Origin of the sequence: Deinococcus roseus, from assembly GCF_014646895.1 — a bacterium.
GTDB lineage: Bacteria > Deinococcota > Deinococci > Deinococcales > Deinococcaceae > Deinococcus_C > Deinococcus_C roseus.
The window spans coordinates 14,811-32,000 of record NZ_BMOD01000005.1; the positions used below are offsets into that span (position 1 = coordinate 14,811).

Below are 17,190 nucleotides of genomic sequence, written 5' to 3' on the forward strand. Positions count from 1 at the left end.
TTTAAAATCAATCCCTTGTATGCAGTGCCCTTAAAGACACCAGACATGTACATCATAACCAAGTTTTGAGTAAGGTCAAGCACACCAGCCCAGCCTGTCCTGATGACCTTCGATTTTTGAGGTCCCTTCAAAAACCAGCAAAAACCCCCTGGTCCTGTGCTGAACAGAGGGGTTGGATTTTCGCGTGTTCTGCAGTCTGTCACATGGCCAGAGACATCAGGCCCAGCATGGCCCCACTGCCCACCACAATGGTGATCAGGGCCACCAGGCGCACTTTTTTCATGTACAGCATCAGGGCAATGCCTGTGACTGAAATCAGGATCAGAAAGATGCTGGAGAAATCGATGGCTTTCGCCCACACCGACCCGGCATTTTTGCCCCGGTGTAAATCGTTCATGGCTGCAACTGCGCCCTGGGCATCCACCGCCAGGGTGTAGGTTCCGTGCTTCATGTCTACGAAGGCATCTGCACTGTACCCCGGAGCCTTGAAGCTCAGGGAACTCTCGGTGTCGCCTTCCTGGAAGTCCTGGGCTTTGCCTTTCAGATGGTGGGTTTCCCGCAGGAATTCGGCCACCCCCAGAGGGTCAATTTTTCCATCTTTCTTCCAGTCTGCAGGCAGGTTTCCAGAGAAATCCTTGCGCACCATGTCGCTGCCAAACACCCACTCGGGATGGTTCAGGGTGATTCCAGTCCCTGCAAAGAACAGGATGATCAGCAGCGAGAACATCGAGATGTACAGGTGCAGGGAGCGCATCAGGGCGTAAACGCGCACCTTCAGTGGGCGTTTTTTGACTGCAGGAGCATTTTGTGCCCTGTTGATGGGATTATTTCTGGGTTCGGTAGTCAAGGGCCACCTCCTGAATCTCAATGTTCCCCTTGAGGGTCTTGCTCAGAGCCTCCTTGCCCAGAGACACTTTTTCGCGGATCAGGTGATACTTGCCGTGCTCACGGGCAGATTCGATGCAGATGTAATAATCGCCCTGTTCTGCCTGCTCCTTGCGGTCGTCCTTGCCATCCCACTCCACGCTGTACTTTCCAGGCTGTCGGGTGGCGCTCGATAAGGTGGGCACCAGGTTCTCCCCACCTTTGCCTTTGCGGGCGGTGTCGCCCCGGAACCAGCGGCGCAGTTCATTGATCCAGCGGGTGCGCTCTTTTTCGGCCTTGTTGACCCACAAAGCCAGGGTGCGCACAGGGTTGCCTGCTTCATCCTCGATCCACACAGCGATGTAAGGGCGCTCGACCCGGCCGCCCGCAGGTTGCACCAGGGTCAGGGAAAGACCCAGGGCCATGTTTTCTGGCAGCAGGGCTTTCTTGCTCTGGGCAAAGGCGTTGGAGCCCAGCAAACGGGTGAAGGTCAGTCCAGCGGCGAACAGGGTTCCCTGCACCAGGAAACGGCGGCGGGAGTAGCGGGAAGGGGTGCTGGATTCGTTGGTCATGGGGTTACCTCTTGGGGATTCTGCTGGGGGGTCTGGTTTTGCGAAAACCACGCCAGCTGCGCACCAGACGCGAGAAGAGAGAGGGTTGGCTGGATGTTCTGGGGATGTGCTGGTCCCAGAAGGCATTGCTGAAAATTTCACCTTCACGGGTGATGAGCAGGCAGCCAATGTCAGGCAGGGTGTCTGCCAGAGCCAGACTTTCTGCAGGTTGCAGCACACTGAAAGCCGTGGAAAGCACATCTGCAGTGGCGCAGTCTGGTGCCAGCACTGTGGCACTGACCAGATGCTGCACCGGACGGCCTGTGCGCGGGTCAAAAATGTGGTTGAACTGCTGGCCTGCCACCTGAAAACTGCGTCTGGAGGGACCACTGGTGGCCACCCCCTGATTGCAGATGAATACAGCGGAGACGGGCTGGTTTTGATCGAATGGAGAGAAGGGATTCTCGATCTGGACCAGAACTTTATGGGATCCCAGGTGCCTGAGGTCTCCGCCCAGATTGACCAGCGTTTGCTGGACGCCTTCAACCTGGTGGCCTTTCTGTGCAGCCAGATCGGCAATGCGCCCTTTGGCCAGGGCATTGAAATTCAGGGTGCCCTGATGGTGCAGGGTGACATCCTGTTCAGCATGAAAGGACCACAGGTCGGAGGCAGGCAAACGGAAATCGTACTCTGGCAATTCATTCAGGTTGCTGGCCTGTTTCCACATCTGCCAGAGTTGATCGGCTGCTGGATGGTAGGCATTGCCCGTCAGGTCACTGAACTTCTGACTGGTGTGCAACAACCAGGCCATTTCGCTGGAAAGGGTTTGTTTCTGGCCCGAATGGTTCAGCAGGGTGTTCAATTCACTGCTGGGCAGAAAGCGGCTGAACACCCCTTCCAGACGGTCAATCTCTTTCAGAATGGCCTGGTCAGCAACCTGAACAGCGGCCTTGTGACTTGTCTGAAGCTGGATTTCCAGGGCCGTTCCCAGCACATGGTCAAAGTGCCGGACATGTGTGTGGGAACAGCCACAAGAAAAGCGCATTTACATCACGCCTGCATCTTGCAGCAGTTGCTGCCCCAGTTGCACCCGTTTGCTGGTGTCTGCAGGGTTCAGGGGGGTGACAATCTGGGCCACCTGGGCGTAGGGCACCAGGGTGGCGGGGTAGGGAAGGGCAGCAATGACCGGATACTCGAAATTCACGCTGAGGGTGAATGCCTGGGCTTCGCTGTTCAGGAGGTACTTGAGGAAGCGGAACGCCTGGGCCTGATGTTTCCCTGCCTTCAGCACTGCAGCCGCAGAACCGTCCATCAGGTTGCCTGCATCACCTGCTTTGAAGAAAGCAGAAGCCACATGGTAACCAGCCCGCTGAAAACGCTGCACCAGAATGTGCTGGGAAAAGGCCACATCAATGGTTCCATTGCCCAGGTCTTCCATCATGCCGGTGTTGCCACTGCCGTAATCTTGCAATTCCAGCGCCAGCAACTGGTCCAGCCAGATTCTGGCTTTTTCCATGCCCTGGGTTTCCACCAGCAAACCCAGAATTTCCTGGAATCCAGCATCCAGGGGTGCCCAGCCAATTCTTCCTTTGTAGGGCTGCAGTCTGGAGAGGTCCAGCAGGTTTTCAGGCAACTGCTCGGGTTTGATCACGTCCCGGTTGTAGGCCAGCACGCGGAATTTGAGGGCCAGTGGGGTCCACTTCTGGCTGGCTGGAAGCCATGTGCTGTGCACACCCGTGGTCAAACTGGGATTCAGTTTGCTGAACAGGTTCAGGCTTTCCAGGGTGCCAATGGTGCTGAACGTGTTGCTGATGAACAGGTCCGCTGGACTGCTGGTTTTCTCCTGCTGCAATCTGGCGGTCAGATCGCGGTCATTGGCGTACACCACATTGATTTTCAGTCCAGTGCGGGCCTGATAATGCTGCACCAGGGGATCCAGAGCAGCCTTTGATCTTCCTGAGTAGACCGTGAGGTCTGCAGGGGGTGCTTCCACAGAAGCCTTTCCCAGTGCCAGTCCTCCCATGAGTAAAAATGCAGAAAGCCAGAACGTTTTCATTGCTGTTAATCCTAAGTAAGCTGCTCGGATTTGTCAAATATGTTTTTTGAGGTTGTCTTGACAGGAAGGACAACAGGGTGACAGATGACCCTGTTCAGCAGAGGCCAGCTTTCTGACCTGCCTGGTGTTGCAACATACAAACCAACGACCCTGCATCCAACCCCACAATTTGTGGCATCATGCGAACCATGGTGAAGCTTCGCCTCTGGGTTCAGCTGCTGGCTGCTGTGCTCTTCCTGTTGCAGGTTCCCCTGCACCTGAAGCACGAAATGCTGTCAGCTGCTGTCCAGTCTGCTGCCCAGAATGGGCTTGCAGAACAGCCTGAGACTGTTCTGCAAGCCCACCAGCACATGCACCACAACATGCACCATGCTGGGGCACAGCCTGCCAAAAATGCAGCTTCACATCCTGACCATTCCTCCAAACACCAGAACCATGACTGCTCCTGCTGCATGCCCATGGTGTCAGAGGCTCCAGCGTCCCAGAAGCTGCCAGACAGCCAGAAGTTGCAAACGCAGGCCATGGAATGCCCGCTGGTGTTTGGCAAAAATGTCGCCCTGAGGCCAAAAGCCAGGGCACCCCCTTCTGGCAGCATTTGATTTTTCATTTCTGAAAACCCATTCTGTTTCATCCACAGGCAGCAGGTGCAAGCTGTCTGGAGGTCAGGTCGCAATGCACCTGCAAGATGGAATGGTCTGAAACCACAGTTTCTCATTTCGCCAGCCTGATTTCGCAAACCTGATTTCGCAAATCCACTTTTGAATGCCAAAAGGACACCCCCCATGCTGAAAACCCTTCTGAAGAAAACCCTTGCTGCCAGCCTTGCCCTGATGCTCTCTGTGGCTTTCTCCCATGCCACAGTCAAAACCGAAATGGGCCTTTCTGAGAGCCTTGCAGGCAAGTCTGAAACCTACCGCCTGCAGGTGCCTGTTGAAAAAGACCTCGCCACCACCGAAATCCGACTGATTGTCCCGGATGGAGTCAAAATCAGCCGTTTCATTCCCGTGCCTGGCTGGGTCCGCACCGTGGAAAAAGACGCCAATGGTCGCATCACTGCCGTGGTCTGGAAAGGCAACCTGGAGCCCATGGAATTTCAGCGCTTCTTCTTCTCTGCCACCAACCCGGCAGATGCAGGCACCCTCGCCTGGAAGGTCTACCAGACCTACAGTGATGGCACTGTGGTGGCCTGGGATGACTCCTCTGCAGACACCCCCGCCAGCAAGACCACCCTGAAGTAACCAGACCATGGCCAGACGCACAGCAACCAAAACCGTCATTTCCTGGGCGCTCCTGCTGGGCATCCCTCTGATTTCAGAAGGGATTCTGCTCTGCATGTACAATCCCCACTCCCACACTTTTGCCCAGCGGCAAAGTGAGGTGTATGGCTGGTTTGCCGTGCTGTCGCTGGTGCTGGTGTTGCTGGCCCGGCCCCTGAAACTGATGCTGCAACGCAGGATGCTGGGGGTGGCGGCCTTTGTGTACTCGGTCATTCACACCTGGCTGGCTTACCTGGCTGTGTTTGATCGAGACTGGGAAAGTGTGGAATTCCTCAGCAAGCCTGACCAGTGGGCCATTTATGCCGGGGTGGTGGCCCTGCTGGGTTTTCTGCCCCTGACCCTCACCTCCACCCATTTCGCCATGCGCCAGATGGGCAAACACTGGAAAACCCTGCACCGCCTGGGTCCCCCCATGACCCTCCTGGCCATTGTGCACACAGTGTGGGTGGGGGTTCATTTCGGGGTGGATCCCATGAAGTGGACCTCCATCCTGCTTGCCCTGCTCACCCTGCTGATCTTCGGATGGCGAACCAGAAAGGAAAAAAGAACATGAAAAAAATCCTGATGCTGCTGTTGCTGGGCCTGACCCCTGCGCTGGCCCATGAAGTGGAAAAAGATGGCAATGTGGGCGCACTGATCCACATTGAACCCGACGATGCCCCGGTGGTGGGCAACAACACCACCTGGTTTGAAGTGAACCAGAAAGGCGGCATCCCCATCACCCTCAAGAACTGCATTTGCACCCTCAAAGTTTATGCAGGGTCTTACAAAGCAGGAGTGAAAGCACAAAGCACCCCCAAACTCTCCACCGACAAAAACCACCTGAAAGCCACGGTGAACCTGCCTGTCAGCGGAGCCTACACCCTGGTTTTGTCTGGAAAACCCCGTGCAGGATCAGACTTCAATGCTTTCACCCTGCAGTGGGTGGTGCGGGCAGGCGAAGCTGAGGAAACCGAACATGAGCACGAACACTCCCACTGAACCCGTGAGCAACAAAAAGAGTCAGAACAGATGCGTCTGACTCTTTTTGCTTGATGCTGCAATGCATGATGCTGGGTTCAGTTCGAGTGGTCCATTCCTGGCATGGAATCCATGTCCATCTGTTCCAGGTCTTGCTGTGGCTCAACCTTCATTTCGGTCAGCATGTTTTTCATCTGCTGAATTTCGTTGCTCTGGGCACCCACCACCTTCTGGGCCAGGGTCTTCACCACCTGGGTTCTGGCTGATTTCAGGGCGCTTTCGGCCATCATCACGCCTCCCTGGTGGTGACGGATCATCAGTTGCAGAAAACGGCTGGTGGCTTCATTGAGCGGCAAGTCGCTGAGGGCTTCCACCTGCTCAGAAGTCGCCATGCCCATGGCCTGCATGTCCATGGGGGTGGGGTTGTTGGGAGATTTTCCCCACAAAGACAGCCAGCCCAGCAATTGACCGTTCTGGTTGCTCTGTCCCGTGATGATGTCATAGGACAGGTATTTCAGGTTCTGTTGCTGCGGAGAGAGGGTTTTTTCTGCCAGCAACCGCACATAAAGGCGGTTGGCCATGTCTATGGCCTGTGCGTGGTGGGTCATCATGTCCTGGGCAAAAGCCACATCTGCATTTCCAGGGGCGTTTTTTTGCTGACCCAGCAGGTATCCCCCTGCGCCTCCTGCCAGCAATGTCACCAGGGCGATTCCAGTGGCCTGTGATGTTTTCAAAATGAGCACTCCTTCTGGTGTTTCTTCCGTTGCAAGTGGCACTGCAGGACGGAAAAGAAATGATTTTCATCCCACATTCTGCTTCCCTCAGGTGAGGCGCAGATAAGGAGTGGGCCTGATCCGCCCGATATGATGAAAGCATGGACCTCTTTGACCGCTGCCTGCCTCACCTTCAGGAACCGCACCGGGCTTACCACAACCTCACCCACATCCAGGAAATGCTGGCCCTGATGAAAGAAGCCCGCATTGCCGAGCACGAAATTGAATTTGCCATCTGGGGTCACGACCTGATTTACGATCCCAGACGCAATGACAACGAAGAGAAAAGCGCAGAACTCTTCACCTCCTGGATGCGTGAACTGGGCTACCCCAGCAACATCGTGCATCAGGTGGAACGCCTGATTCTGGTGACCAAACATGGCGATGAACCCCAGTACCCCATCGAATCGCACATGCTGGACCTGGACCTCAGCATTCTGGGACAGCCCAGAGAGCGTTTTCTGGAGTACAACGAGCAGATCCGCAAGGAATACCAGCATGTGCCAAAACTGGTCTACACCGTCAAACGCAAACAGATCCTCCTGGGCTTTTACAGCCGCAAGAGGATCTACATCACCGATTACTTTTACGAGCGTTTTGAGCGGCAGGCAAAGGAAAACCTCTGGTACGCCATCTCCAGACTGTTCTGAGTTTCAGGGATTTTTGGCTTTCCAGTTGACCAGCAGTTTGTAGAGGGCTTGCGGTTCGTTCATGGGTTCACTGCGGCCCAGCTGGTCTCGGGAGGACAGGCCGTGACAGGAGGAACACACCCGGATTTCTCCAGCCTGAAAGGTCAGCCAGTAGCGCTCCCGCACCACGCCCTGTTTTTTGCTGTCGGTGAGTTGCCAGGTGGTTGCACGGTTCACAGGCATGAAAGCCACCACTGAACCGTCTTCTGCAATGGGGGTGAAGGCAGAGCCATTGAGCTTCAGGGCGTTCACATCGTGCAGTTCCTGGGCCAGCACGCGCCGTCCAGGCCAGGGTTCGTTGCCTCCCATTCCCCGGATCAGGTCGGCCTGGAAGAACTGCATGTGGGTGACCTCGTAGACTTTGCCTCCATCGTTCATCTGGGTTTCGGTGCCGCCTGGAACTTGCAGATTGAAGGGTTGCTGACGGTCCAGAATGTCACGGGTGGTGATGTTGCGCATCACGGCCAGTGCGAGGTTGTTGCTTTTCAGGTAATTCTGGAAGGCCACAGGGTCCACACCAGCTTTCTGGAACACGCTTTTTTCAGGTGCGGGCAGGATGCTTTTTAGCATGGTGGGCCTGGGCCGGGCTTTGACTTCCACAGGCTGCAGTTCCCACAGGTTGCCACTGTAATTCACTTTGCGGTCTGGATCCCAGAAAGAGACATTGGCTTTCAGTCCGGCAGTGAGCATCTGGTCAGGCACCATGAAACCACTACTGTTCTTCTTCAGGGTTTTGAGCCGGAAGTCATACCGGGAAGATTTGCTGGTGTCGTCTTCCTCGATGTTGGTTTCACGGGTGTGGGCAGCAATCAAAGTGCCATTGCTGAGCGGCAGGGGATCCCGGTAATGCCCGGAGTGGTCTGGCCCAGCTTTCTTGCCTTCTTCCGGGAAACCCGCAGTGTCCCGGTGGGTCAGGTAATTCACCAGGATGCTGTCTGCAGGGGTTCCAGGAGGAGCAGACAGGCTCACAATCTGACCGGAAGCGTGGGAGCGGAATTCTGGTGCATCCACCCCGAAATACGTTCCAGGGTGGGCAGGGTCTTCCTTGATCTGCAGCAGGTTCTGAATGCTGTTGGAATTGCTGCGGTCGTATTGCCCGTAGTATTCCACCAGTGCAGGATCATCATTGAAGCTCTGCATCATGTAACCCTGCAATTCATGCCGCCCAATGTGGTTGAGGGTTTCCGACTCGGTGCCGTCCTCATGGATGGTCCAGGGGAAGAACTGGTTGAAGTCATGGGTGTTGAGGTGGGTGCCCTCGGCTTCTTTGCCTGCACGGGGTTCAGGAAAGACTTCCTTGCGGGGCAGGTGGGCAGCGTTTTTGGCTTCGCTGGCATAATTGAAGGTCCCGTATTCGGCCCCCTCGTACTGGTCTGCGTCTGCCTGCTGATCGCGCTGCAAGTGGTCCCACTGCGTGAAAATCACCCGTCCATAGCTGTCGATGGTGGGCGTGAAATCCCCACTTGGCGCATGGTTCAGCAGCTTCAGACTGCCATTTGCAGGATCCAGAGACCACAACCCAGAGACCACCGGAGCTTCTTCGTATTCATCCCGCTGGGGGTAAAGGTGGGCTTCGCCATTTCTGGGGCGGTCAGTGGTGAAAATGATCTTGTCATCGGTTCCGTAAATCGGGGAGATGTTGTTGTAATTGCTGGGCTGATTGGGCACCTTGCTGATTCTGGGGGTTTCTGACTGGCCCAGATTGGTGATTTCATAAATCTGCCAGAAGAAATCCTTGACCTGATACTGCTCTGTGGGTGCGCCAATCACCATGCTGAACAGGGCTTTCTTGCCGTCCCAGTGTATGCTGGGGTCTCGCACTGCAATGGCTTTGTCCCCCTGAAACCCCTCCATGCCCAGCCCTGCAGCTTTGGTGAGGTTTTTGAGGGTGCCATCTGGGTAACGGATCCACAAACCGCCGCCACGGGCCACGCTTTGCATGTCGCCCATGTGGTTTCCAAAGGTGGACCCGATGGTGGTGAAATCTGCCGTCACCGGAACCTGGGTTACGAACAGGATGGGATCTGGGGCGGTGATGCTTTCGGTTTCAGCTTGCGAGAGCGGAGAGAGGGAACACAACAGCAGCAAACTGAGGGTGGTCATTCTGAGGCGAATTCTGGACATCTTTCTCTCCTTATGCGTTCCACCAAAAGCACAAATCATGCTTTTGGTGGAAGAACGCAAACAAGAATGGTCAGACACCTGGAGGTGCTTGTTGCACCGCTGGCCTGTGCAACAAGCACCTCAGGGATTTTTGGCTTTCCAGTTGACCAGCAGTTTGTAGAGGGCTTGCGGTTCATTCATGGGTTCACTGCGGCCCAATTGATCTCTGGAAGACAGACCGTGGCAGGAGGCGCACACCCGGATTTCTCCAGACTGGAAGGTCAGCCAGTAGCGCTCCCGCACCACACCTTTCTTCTGAGCATCGGTGAGTTGCCAGGTGGTGGCGCGGTTCACGGGCATGAACATGGCAACCGAACCATCCGCTCCCACCTGCATGAAGTTGGTGCCCACATTGGCCGTCAGGGCCCTGCCCTCATGCAACTCCTGGGCCAGCACCCGCCGTCCAGGTTTGGGATTGGCCATGCCACCCAGACCCCGGATCATGTCGGCCTGGAAGAGTTGCAGGAAACTGACATCATAGGCTTTGCCTCCGGTGGCGATGCTCTTGATGCCGCCTGGCACTTGCAAATTGAAGGGTTGCTGTTTGTCCAGACGGTCCCGCACCGTGACATTGCGCACCACGGCCAGAGCAAGCTGGTTGGTTTTCAGGTAATTCTGGAAAGCCACGGGGTCCACACCCGCTTTCTGAAAGACCGCCTGTTCTGGGGCAGGCAGGGTGCTTTTCAACATGTTGGGTCTGGTTCTGGGTCTGACTTCCACAGGTTGCAGTTCCCACAGGGTGCCAGAAAAATTGACCTTGGTGTCTGGATCCCAGTAAGAGAGGGTTTTCTGGATGCCAGGGGTCAGCAACTGGTTGGGGACCATGTAACCACTGGAGTTTTTCTTGAGGGTGGTCAGGCGGAAATCATATTTGCTGGCACCGCTGTTGGCCTCAGCATAGGTGTAGGCGGTGTGAGCGGCCACCAGGGTTCCATCCTGCAAAGGCAGGGGATCCCGGTAATGCCCGGAGCTGTTGACTGTCGGGGTTCCCCCGGCCTGGGTGTAACTGGCGGTGTCGCGGTGGGTCACATAATTCACAGTGATGCTGTCTGCTGCCCGTCCCAGCTGTGCACACATGCTGATGATCTGCCCTGAAGCATGTGTGGAGAACTCTGGTGCATCCACCCCGAAGTAACACCCTGGATATTTGGGGTCTTCCTTGATCTGGAAGAAGTTGTTGATGCTGTTTTTGTTGACCCGGCTGTATTGTCCGTAGTATTCGGTCAGGTTGGGATCATCATTGAAGGTGCTGGGGATGTAACCGTGAAGCTCCTGTCTGCCCAGGTGGTTGAGGACTTCGCCTTCGGTGCCGTCTTCGTGGATGGTCCAGGGGAAGAACTGGTTGAAGGTGTGGGGGTACAAATTGGTGCCCTGGGCTTCTTCCTGTGCACGGGGCTCAGGAAAGATTTCCTTGCGGGTGACTTTGGAGGCCGTGGCTGCTTCACTGGTGTAATTGAAAGTGCCGTATCCTGCATTGTCATAGGTGTCTGCATCTGCCTGCTGGTCGCGCTGCAGGTGGTCCCACTGCGTGAAAATCACCCGTCCATAGCTGTCAATGATGGGCGTGAAATTGCCACTGGGGGCATGGTTCAGCAGTTTCAGCAGGCCACTGGAAGGATCCATGGACCACAAACCGGTGACCACGGGAGCTTCTTCATACTCGTCCCGCTGAGGGTAATGGTGGGCTTCACCTGCTCTGGGCCGGTCGGTGGTGAAGATGATCTTGTCATCGGTGCCATAAATCGGCGAGATGTTGTTGTAATTGCTGGGCTGGGTGGTGATGCGGGTGATTTTGGGGGTTTCTGTTTTGCCCAGACCGGTGATCTCGTAGATCTGCCAGTAAAAAGTTTTGACCTGGTACTGGCTGGTGGGAGAGCCCACCACCATGCTGAACAGGGCTTTCTTGCCATCCCAGTGCACACTGGGATCCCGCACGGCAATGCCGCCCGCGTTTTGAAAGCCGTCCACGCCCCAGCCAGCAGCTTTGGTGAGGTTTTTGAGGGTGCCATCCGGGTAACGGATCCACAAATCTCCGCCACGGGTGGCACTTTGCACATCAGAAAGCTGGTTCCCGAAGGTGGATCCAATGGTGGTGAAGTCTGGCCGCACCGGAACCTGGGTCACAAAAAGGATGGGATAAACGGCACTGAAGGCCTGAGGTGTGGCTTCCAGCACCACATCTTCAGGTACAGTGCCTCCAGATGGGCTGGGCGGTGCCGCCACAAAATGCCCCTGGCAAGACCAGAGCAACAAACTGAGAACCCAGATGCGAGATGTTTTCATGGTGACCCCCGTGACTTGAATAACTCAGCATACGCTCAGCAAAGTCTCAGGTGGTGTGACAGCAGGCACCCCTGAAAAGGAGTGCCTGTGCTGGAGTGAGGACTTTACCTGCGCTTGCGTGCCCGGATGAGTTGCCTCACCCGTTCTGGGGTCACATGGGCAAAGAGGGCATCATTGATTTTGAAACAGGGGGCATCTTCCAGGCTTTCATTGCATTTCTTGAGCACCAGTTCAAAATCACCGTCTGCTGTGACCATGCCAGGTCCAATGCGCAGTTCTTCATAGATCACTTCGAGAATGGCTTCACGAAGCTCAGGATCAAGTTGGTCGGTACAGAGTTCCAGTCGAATCATGGGATCAGGGCCCTTAAAGCCTTAAACAGCTTAGCAGATTTCTGTTGCAGATACCGCTGATTTTGCTGGATCTCTGGCCTGATCCACACCAATGTGCCTCTGTGTGAAAGGTGTTCACAATCTTGAGGCAATTCTCTGATGGGCCGCAACTTTGCTTTTTTGGCTGGTTTCAGGGAAATCCCTGATGCAAATGTTCATCTGATGCAGGGGTGTTAGACTGAAGCTGCTGTAAACAATTCAACCCGCTTGACATGGAGGTCCAGAATGCAGCTAGATCCCAGCAAGACCGCACTTGTTCTCATCGAATTTCAGAACGATTTCACCACTCCCGGAGGAGCGTTGCACGGTGCCGTAAAAGGCGTGATGGATTCCAGCCAGATGCTGGAACACACCACCGCCCTGGTCAAGCAGGCCCGTGATCAGGGGGTCACCATCATCCATGCCCCCATTTCTTTCGCTGCTGGATATGGTGAAATCAACCCCAGCCCATATGGCATCCTCAAAGGTGTCGTGGACAGCAACGCCTTTGTGAAAGGTTCCTGGGGCGCAGAGATCATCGATGTGATGCAGCCAGAAGCTGGAGACATCATCATTGAGGGGAAACGCGGCCTGTGCGCCTTTGCCAGCACCAACCTGGATTTCATCCTGCGGTCCAGAGGGCTGCAGAATGTGGCCCTGGCAGGTTTCCTGACCAACTGTTGCGTGGAAAGCACCATGCGGACGGCCTACGAAAAAGGCTTCAATGTGCTGACCCTCACGGACTGCGTGGCCGCCACCAGCGAAGAAGAACAACGTGTGGCCATCGAAAAAGATTACCCCATGTTCTCCCGTCCCATGACCTCAAAGGATTTGCTGGGTGCACTGGAGGGCCAGCAACTGGTGGATGCCAGCCGCGGGTATTGAATTCTGAATCAGGGAAAGGGGCCCATCTACAGGCCCCTTTCCCCTTGATGGAACTGGACTTACTTGGCAATTTCCAGATACACCCGATTGCTGCCTGTTCTGCGGTAGCTCACCGAGGCCGTCACATTCTGTCCTGAAAGCCCCAGGGTTTGTGCAGTCGCCACATCTCCCAGCTCACAACTGAGTTCGGTGCTGTCTGCATTGGGTTTGCAGGGACTGCTGGCATCCAGGGTTTTGAGGGCTTGCCCCTGAACCACCACAATGGTTCCCAGAGCAGGCACACTTCCTGGATTGAATTGCAGGCCACCTTGCACGAAAGTGAGGGTGGCCTCGTCTCCGAAGGTGGAGTCGATCACAACAGTGGTGGCTTGCTGGGCAGGAGCACAGGCCACCAGCAGAACCAGAAAACCCAGCAAGGCACGTTTCACAGGTTGTGTCCTTTCAGGAGGCCCACTTCTGAAAGGGCAGACTGGATCTTCTCCTGAATCTGGATGCGCTCTGCATCGGTCAGGATGTCCTTGCTCTGGGCGGTGTTGGCAATGGTTTCCAGCACCTGCTGAAAACTGCTGTTTTTTCCGAGGCCCATCATGCCAATCAGCATTTCAATGATCTGTTCAGCGGCTCCCATGTTTCACCATTTCAGCAGTGTGATGTCGAAGGTTTTGCAGCCCACCGCATCCAGGCAGGCATCTCCAGACAGATCGAGTTTTTTGTTGCTCTCATCCAGGGCGAGATTGAGGTCCCATTTGGCAATGTGGTAATTCCCAGAAAGGGCCAGAGTAGGGTGCAGCACCGAAAGGTCACCTTCTGCCACCTGCACGCCAAAAGCCACCAGCGAAGCAGAAAAAGAGAGGGTTTGCAGGTCCAGGGTGTAATGGATGCTGAGCGGCCCGAACAGGCTGAAGCTGCCTGAATGCACATTCAGGTTCTCAGGGTTTGGTGCCACGGCTGTGGTCGTGCTGCTGGTCTGAATGCCGGGCAAGGTGTCTGCAGTGGTGGTGCTGATGGCCATGCTTTTTCCTGAAGTAAAACATCTGTTTGCTGTGTCGTGTTGAGTCGTGTCCTTCACAGCGTATGCAGTGCATCCCACAATCGAACATAGGGGAGAGCACTTATTGCCTGAAGCGTGGCAGAACCCCATTGGCAATCAAAAGAACGCCCTGGACTGCTGCAGGTTTCTGCTGGTGTTTGGGACTGTAAGTTTTTGGCAAACTGCTCTGGCCCAACGCCTTCATGTTTTAACACTTTTGGGCATTTGTAAAACGGATTTTTTCTCTCTGGATTGGTGCTCTTTTGCCAAAAAGTCTGGAAATGGGATTTAACAATCCTGAAGCCACCCTGAAAGATTCTGGAAAGGACAGATTCCTATACTGAAAGACGATCAGCCCAGCAAAGCCTGGCTGACCCGGGCAAACACTTTCCTTGCATCTGCACCTGCCTGTTGCCACACAGCACTTCCCTGGAAATGGGAGGGCACAACTTGCGACATCTTGCTTTCTTCTTCCTGCGTTTTCTTTTCCTCCCATTCTTCCAGAAAGTGCTGCAGGCACCCAAGGAGGACCTTTGAGATCCATCAGCTTTTCAGGAGCAGCACTGGTTCTGCTGTTCGCCCTCAGCGCCTGCGGCTCCAGCAGCGTTCCCACCCTCACCACCCAGCCCACCCCCCCCAACACCAACGATGCTTTCAACATCACCCTGGTGTTTCCCAATGCTTCCCTGACCCCAGCCCAGAAAACCGCCTTCTACGATGCTGCCAACCGCTGGTCCAGCGTGATTGCTGCAGGCCTCCCTGATGCCAGTGGCACCATCAATGGTCAGTCGCTCAAAGTGGATGACCTCCAGATCACGGCCAGTGCTGTCAGCATTGATGGTGTGGGCAAAGTGCTGGGCCGTGCAGGTCCTGATCTGGTGCGCAATGACACAGGCCTTCCCATCACTGGCACCATGGAATTTGACAGTGCAGACCTCAAACTGATGGAAGCCAACGGCACCCTCAGCGGAGTGATTTTGCATGAAATGGGCCATGTGCTGGGCATCGGCACCCTCTGGAGCAAATTCATCACCTACAATGGCAATTCCAACTGCCAGGGTGCCACAGCCATCTCCTTCAACGGAACCCACGCCACCACCCAGTATCACAGCCTGGGCAAAACCGGGAATGTGCCTGTGGAAAACCAGTACAGTGCAGGCACCAAATGTGGTCACTGGAGCGAAGCCCTGTTCGGCAATGAATTGATGACCGGATTTGTGAACATGGGTTCCATGCCCCTCAGCAAAATCACTGTGGGAGCACTGGAAGACCTGGGTTACAAAGTCAATTACAATGCTGCAGAGGCCTACACCCTGCCCCTGGTGTCCAGCCAGGGCATCGATGACCACAACCACGGTCAGGGACTCATTGAACTGTTCACGGTTCCTCAGGTGTTTCCAGGCAACTGAAATAAATCCCAACCCATCAAACAGCTTCGTGCAAACGAGGCTGTTTTTGTTTGCAGGATCGCAGCATTTCACACCTCTGCTCAGGCAACCTGCTGCTTAAACTGGTTTCAGACCATGAACTGTCCCAGTTGCAATGAACCCATCACCGAAGACCTGCGGGTGTGCCCGACCTGTGGCATGCCCCTGCAGATGCAGCTCAAAGTGGGAACCCGCTTGCAGCAAGGCAAATACACGGTGGGCAAAGTGCTGGGGCAGGGTGGGTTTGGCATCACTTATCTGGGAGCCAACACCATCCTCAAGATGGCTGTGGCCATCAAGGAACTGTTCATGGAGGGGATGGCCCGTGGCAACACTGGAAAAGTCCTGGCTCCAGCCCACACCGAATTTGCCGATGAAAAGCTGCGCTTCCTGGACGAAGCCCGAAAACTGGGCCAGTTCTCCCATCCCAACATCGTGCGGGTCTTTGATGTTTTTGAGGAAAACAACACCGTCTATCTGGTGATGGAGTATTTGCAAGGGGAAACGCTGGGCAAGCGCATCGAGTCCAGAGGAAAGCTTTCTGATCAGGAAGTGCTGGACATGCTTTATCCTTTGCTGGATGCCCTCAAAGTGCTTCATGACCAGAACATGCTGCATCGGGACATCAAACCCCACAACATCTTCCTGACCCGCACGGGGCGCACCGTACTGATTGATTTTGGCTCGGTCAGAACGTTCACAGCAGGCAAAGCGAGCAACCACACCCGTCTGGTGACGGTGGGCTATGCTCCTCTGGAACAATACGCCACCTCTGCAAAGGTGGGACCTTACACCGATCTGTATGCTCTGGGGGCCACCCTGTTCCATGCCCTGACGGGGGCGCCACCTCCTGCTGTGCTGGACAGGATCAATGGCATGGCCTTGCCCGGGCTTCCCACGGGAACAGATCCGCTGCTGGCCCAGGTGATCCAGAAGACCCTGGCACTGCAAATTGAAGAAAGGCCCCAGTCCATAGCCCAGATGCGGGAGTGGTTGCAGATGCCAGCAACATCAAGAAGGGCACCAACCCCTCTTCCGCAGCCTTCCAGCACACCCGTCATGCCTGCAAAGCCCCCAGAGCCTCCTGCAGATCCCCGTATGCTCTCCAGATCAGGCAGGCGTTATGCTGTGCTCTCAAATGCCCTGAAAGCCCCGCTTTATGCCAGAGAACAGGGTTTTCATTATGATTACGACACCGAATCGGTGATTGAATTTGACGATGGCACCCTCAAACTGGCTTTCAAATCCAGAGGTTTTGACCAGGACAGTGTCTCCATCCGCTGGATCCTCAACAACGGACAGCGCACCGATGACCTCGAGGTGTTCGATTTGCCTGTGGAAATTGATCTGGACCGCATTCCAGAAGAATATTCTGCTCTTGAATACCAGCTTTATCAGGGCAGGGATGCCCGAACTGTGGGCTATGTGGATCTGGCAGATGCATCGTATAAAGATGCATCCGTGCATGATCACAGGCTGCGTTCTCAGCGGGCCTTCCTGAACAACAAACCCAGTTACAACAAGGTTCCAGTGGTCCACATCGAGAAATACGCCTCTGGAGGCTTCATGGATGTGCGGTTCCGGGACACCACAGCCAGAAATGGCGATCATTTGATTTTTGACGCTGCAGGAGCCAGAGGAGACGTCAAAATCACCTATGGAGATTGGAATGAATATTTTCCCCTGCCTTTTGCACTGGATTTGACCAGTCTTGCTGGGGAACTGGAATACACCATCCAGGTGGATACACCACTGGCCCTGGGGAATGAATTTCAGGGGAAAGTGTTTTTCTATTACGACTGAAAAAATCCTCCCCTGCATGGCAGGGGAGGAAAGCGAAGCGTTAGCAAGCGAGGTGGGG

The 17,190-nt window shown here is 55.1% G+C and carries 19 protein-coding genes; 8 read left to right on the forward strand and 11 right to left on the reverse strand.

The genetic code is table 11. From position 1 onward, the window contains the following. Window positions 1-199: 199 nt before the first annotated feature. The 4 genes from IEY52_RS08705 to IEY52_RS08720 are packed head-to-tail and all read right to left on the reverse strand — an operon-like array spanning window position 200 to window position 3,471. Window positions 200-847: a PepSY-associated TM helix domain-containing protein gene (locus IEY52_RS08705; RefSeq protein ID WP_229684695.1), complete on the reverse strand. Its 648-nt coding sequence runs from the start codon at window positions 845-847 to the stop codon at window positions 200-202. Beyond that, window positions 825-1,436, reverse strand: coding sequence for a DUF2271 domain-containing protein (locus IEY52_RS08710; RefSeq protein ID WP_189002296.1), 612 nt, complete (start codon window positions 1,434-1,436; stop codon window positions 825-827). The genes IEY52_RS08705 and IEY52_RS08710 overlap by 23 nt, the downstream gene beginning before the upstream one ends. Before the next feature lie 4 nt (window positions 1,437-1,440). After that, window positions 1,441-2,460 (reverse strand): FAD:protein FMN transferase, encoded by a 1,020-nt coding sequence (locus tag IEY52_RS08715; protein ID WP_189002297.1) that lies wholly within the window; start codon window positions 2,458-2,460, stop codon window positions 1,441-1,443. Then, window positions 2,461-3,471 (reverse strand): extracellular solute-binding protein, encoded by a 1,011-nt coding sequence (locus IEY52_RS08720; protein WP_189002298.1) that lies wholly within the window; start codon window positions 3,469-3,471, stop codon window positions 2,461-2,463. Between the two features lie 188 nt (window positions 3,472-3,659). On the opposite strand from IEY52_RS08720, the gene IEY52_RS08725 reads away from it, so the two are divergent. The 4 genes from IEY52_RS08725 (at window position 3,660) to IEY52_RS08740 (ending at window position 5,729) form a co-directional block, all read left to right on the forward strand. Then, window positions 3,660-4,070 carry a hypothetical protein gene (locus IEY52_RS08725; protein ID WP_189002299.1) on the forward strand — a complete coding sequence of 137 codons (411 nt, stop codon included), beginning with the start codon at window positions 3,660-3,662 and terminating at the stop codon, window positions 4,068-4,070. A gap of 183 nt (window positions 4,071-4,253) precedes the next feature. Beyond that, window positions 4,254-4,709 carry a YcnI family protein gene (locus IEY52_RS08730; RefSeq protein ID WP_189002300.1) on the forward strand — a complete coding sequence of 152 codons (456 nt, stop codon included), beginning with the start codon at window positions 4,254-4,256 and terminating at the stop codon, window positions 4,707-4,709. A gap of 7 nt (window positions 4,710-4,716) precedes the next feature. Beyond that, entirely contained in the window at window positions 4,717-5,301 is a 585-nt protein-coding gene (locus IEY52_RS08735) for a ferric reductase-like transmembrane domain-containing protein (protein WP_189002301.1), read from the forward strand. Further along, the gene (locus tag IEY52_RS08740) at window positions 5,298-5,729 is read left to right on the forward strand and encodes a hypothetical protein (protein WP_189002302.1); all 432 of its coding nucleotides are present in this window, start codon (window positions 5,298-5,300) and stop codon (window positions 5,727-5,729) included. The genes IEY52_RS08735 and IEY52_RS08740 overlap by 4 nt, the downstream gene beginning before the upstream one ends. A gap of 77 nt (window positions 5,730-5,806) precedes the next feature. Here IEY52_RS08740 and IEY52_RS08745 read toward each other — a convergent pair whose 3' ends face one another. Next, window positions 5,807-6,442 carry a DUF305 domain-containing protein gene (locus tag IEY52_RS08745; RefSeq protein ID WP_189002303.1) on the reverse strand — a complete coding sequence of 212 codons (636 nt, stop codon included), beginning with the start codon at window positions 6,440-6,442 and terminating at the stop codon, window positions 5,807-5,809. 140 nt (window positions 6,443-6,582) lie between these two features. On the opposite strand from IEY52_RS08745, the gene IEY52_RS08750 reads away from it, so the two are divergent. Then, the gene (locus IEY52_RS08750) at window positions 6,583-7,131 is read left to right on the forward strand and encodes an HD domain-containing protein (protein WP_189002304.1); all 549 of its coding nucleotides are present in this window, start codon (window positions 6,583-6,585) and stop codon (window positions 7,129-7,131) included. A 3-nt stretch (window positions 7,132-7,134) separates the two neighbouring features. Here IEY52_RS08750 and IEY52_RS08755 read toward each other — a convergent pair whose 3' ends face one another. The 3 genes from IEY52_RS08755 to IEY52_RS08765 form a co-directional block, all read right to left on the reverse strand. Beyond that, window positions 7,135-9,294, reverse strand: a complete 2,160-nt coding sequence (locus tag IEY52_RS08755; RefSeq protein ID WP_229684696.1) for an HzsA-related protein — start codon at window positions 9,292-9,294, stop codon at window positions 7,135-7,137. A 120-nt stretch (window positions 9,295-9,414) separates the two neighbouring features. Further along, complete coding sequence (locus tag IEY52_RS08760; RefSeq protein ID WP_189002305.1) at window positions 9,415-11,616, reverse strand: HzsA-related protein; 2,202 nt, start codon at window positions 11,614-11,616, stop codon at window positions 9,415-9,417. Between the two features lie 104 nt (window positions 11,617-11,720). Then, a complete protein-coding gene (locus IEY52_RS08765) occupies window positions 11,721-11,969 on the reverse strand; it encodes an NAD(P)H-dependent oxidoreductase subunit E (RefSeq protein ID WP_189002306.1) in 249 nt (82 codons plus the stop codon). Window positions 11,970-12,233: 264 nt separating this feature from the next. Between IEY52_RS08765 and IEY52_RS08770 the strand changes: the two genes are divergently transcribed. Further along, window positions 12,234-12,872, forward strand: coding sequence for a cysteine hydrolase family protein (locus IEY52_RS08770; RefSeq protein ID WP_189002307.1), 639 nt, complete (start codon window positions 12,234-12,236; stop codon window positions 12,870-12,872). A gap of 59 nt (window positions 12,873-12,931) precedes the next feature. On the opposite strand, the gene IEY52_RS08775 is transcribed toward IEY52_RS08770, so the two are convergent. The 3 genes from IEY52_RS08775 to IEY52_RS08785 are packed head-to-tail and all read right to left on the reverse strand — an operon-like array spanning window position 12,932 to window position 13,884. Next, window positions 12,932-13,300 carry a hypothetical protein gene (locus IEY52_RS08775; protein ID WP_189002308.1) on the reverse strand — a complete coding sequence of 123 codons (369 nt, stop codon included), beginning with the start codon at window positions 13,298-13,300 and terminating at the stop codon, window positions 12,932-12,934. Continuing rightward, complete coding sequence (locus IEY52_RS08780; protein WP_189002309.1) at window positions 13,297-13,500, reverse strand: hypothetical protein; 204 nt, start codon at window positions 13,498-13,500, stop codon at window positions 13,297-13,299. Before IEY52_RS08780 ends, IEY52_RS08775 begins: the two co-directional genes overlap by 4 nt. A gap of 3 nt (window positions 13,501-13,503) precedes the next feature. Continuing rightward, entirely contained in the window at window positions 13,504-13,884 is a 381-nt protein-coding gene (locus tag IEY52_RS08785; protein WP_189002310.1) for a hypothetical protein, read from the reverse strand. A gap of 551 nt (window positions 13,885-14,435) precedes the next feature. Between IEY52_RS08785 and IEY52_RS08790 the strand changes: the two genes are divergently transcribed. Then, window positions 14,436-15,311 carry a leishmanolysin-related zinc metalloendopeptidase gene (locus IEY52_RS08790; RefSeq protein WP_189002311.1) on the forward strand — a complete coding sequence of 292 codons (876 nt, stop codon included), beginning with the start codon at window positions 14,436-14,438 and terminating at the stop codon, window positions 15,309-15,311. 114 nt (window positions 15,312-15,425) lie between these two features. After that, window positions 15,426-17,132 carry a serine/threonine protein kinase gene (locus IEY52_RS08795; RefSeq protein WP_189002312.1) on the forward strand — a complete coding sequence of 569 codons (1,707 nt, stop codon included), beginning with the start codon at window positions 15,426-15,428 and terminating at the stop codon, window positions 17,130-17,132. Window positions 17,133-17,190 lie beyond the last annotated feature (58 nt).